Source organism: Mesorhizobium sp. M1E.F.Ca.ET.041.01.1.1 (assembly GCF_003997355.1).
Classification (GTDB): Bacteria; Pseudomonadota; Alphaproteobacteria; order Rhizobiales; family Rhizobiaceae; genus Mesorhizobium.
The window spans coordinates 1-1,463 of the sequence record NZ_RZSL01000968.1; the positions used below are offsets into that span (position 1 = coordinate 1).

Below are 1,463 nucleotides of genomic sequence, written 5' to 3' on the forward strand. Positions count from 1 at the left end.
ATATGGTGCTGACCGAAAACGACCTCGCCGCCGGCAAGCTTGTCAGCGCCAGCGTGCACGGAATCCTCGACCGTGGTCCCGGCCTCATCCGAACCGCTGACCTGGTTCGAGATCGTGTTGATGCGGCGCATGGCCGTCACGCGATCTTCAATCGCGAAGGACTGCGTCAGGATGAATTCATGCGGCAGCCGCAACAGGCCATCGAGCGAGCCGGGTGCGGTAAAGGGCGGGTATTCCTTGATCGACACCATGGCGCCAATCTTGCTTGTCTGCGCTCCCCTGATCTCCAGAGCGGACTTGCCGAAGAAGATTTGCCGGGTCGCACAGGCGCTCGCCAAGCTCATGCGCGGCAGCGGCATTTCGACATCCGCGCCGCCGGCAAGGATCTTGGCGATGAATTCGGCAGGTTCGGAAAACAGGCTGCCGCGCCGCGTCATCACGCCCAAAAGCCGCGCGCCATAGGCGGAAAAGTCCTTGACCACGCCATCGAGGACATCGTGCAATTCAGCCATGGCCTCTTCACGTGTCTCTTCGCCGGCCGTGCTGATGCGGAACGCGTTGAGCGCCTTGTCGACCCAGCCGACGCGCCCGACCATCGGCCGGCGGATGAGCGTCAAAAAGGCCTCGTTGACGAACAGGTTCTTCGAGCCCAGCTCACCCATGTAGCGGGCATCGAGCTCCGCCACGAAAGGGTTGTCGAAATCCCCTTCGATCTCTGGCGTCACATGGCGGCGAATGATGGTCGCATAGGCGGCAAAGCGGGACGTGGAGAGGTTGCGGAATGTCGTGTTGCGATTGAACATGCGGTTGTTGAGCTCTGCCTGATCCATGGTCTGGAAGGGCAGGCCGCCAAGCTGAATGACCCCGACGAGAAAGCCGCTTTTGGTGACGACCAGGTTGTCGTCGACATGGCGCAAATAGGGGACATGGGCCTCGACAGGCTTTTCCCGTTTGCGTGCTTTCGCGAATTTCAGGTCGGCGTTCACGCTCACGGCGAATAGCTCCTCGCGCCCCAAAAGCCTGAGTTGGCGACCGCGCCCCGCTTCGACAGCCGGCGCTCGACTATGTGAAAAATGTACGGGTCGCGCTGGCACAGATAAGCGCTGATCAAATGCGTCGCGCTGAATAGGCCGAGGCCAAGCGTGAAGCTGCTGGTCGCAATGAATCCGATGACCGCAGCCATGCCGTTAAGCGCGAACACCTCGTAGCGCACACCCCATTTCATCGGCGGGCGCGTCAGAGGCAGGCTGACCGGCTCGACATAGACCTCTTCGTCCTCCATCGGCTCACGCGCCTCCAGCGGTGGAGCGGATGGAATCGACCAGAGCTGCAGCGCCAAACACCAGAGCGATGCCAATGATGATCGAAAGCGCCATCATCCACACCAGCCTGCCGGTCATGGCGAGGAAGCCGAGAAAGCAAACGGCTATGATCCCGAAAGATCGGGCAATGCTGCCCTGCAG

At 61.1% G+C, this 1,463-nt stretch carries 1 protein-coding gene and 1 pseudogene; both read right to left on the reverse strand.

Annotated features, from left to right (window positions below):
• Positions 1–992 (reverse strand): annotated as a pseudogene (locus EOA38_RS36445) (VirB4 family type IV secretion system protein); the annotation flags it as partial.
• A complete protein-coding gene (locus tag EOA38_RS36450) occupies positions 989–1,282 on the reverse strand; it encodes a VirB3 family type IV secretion system protein (RefSeq protein ID WP_066991233.1) in 294 nt (97 codons plus the stop codon). The pseudogene EOA38_RS36445 and the gene EOA38_RS36450, both read right to left, overlap by 4 nt.
• Positions 1,283–1,463: the final 181 nt, after the last annotated feature.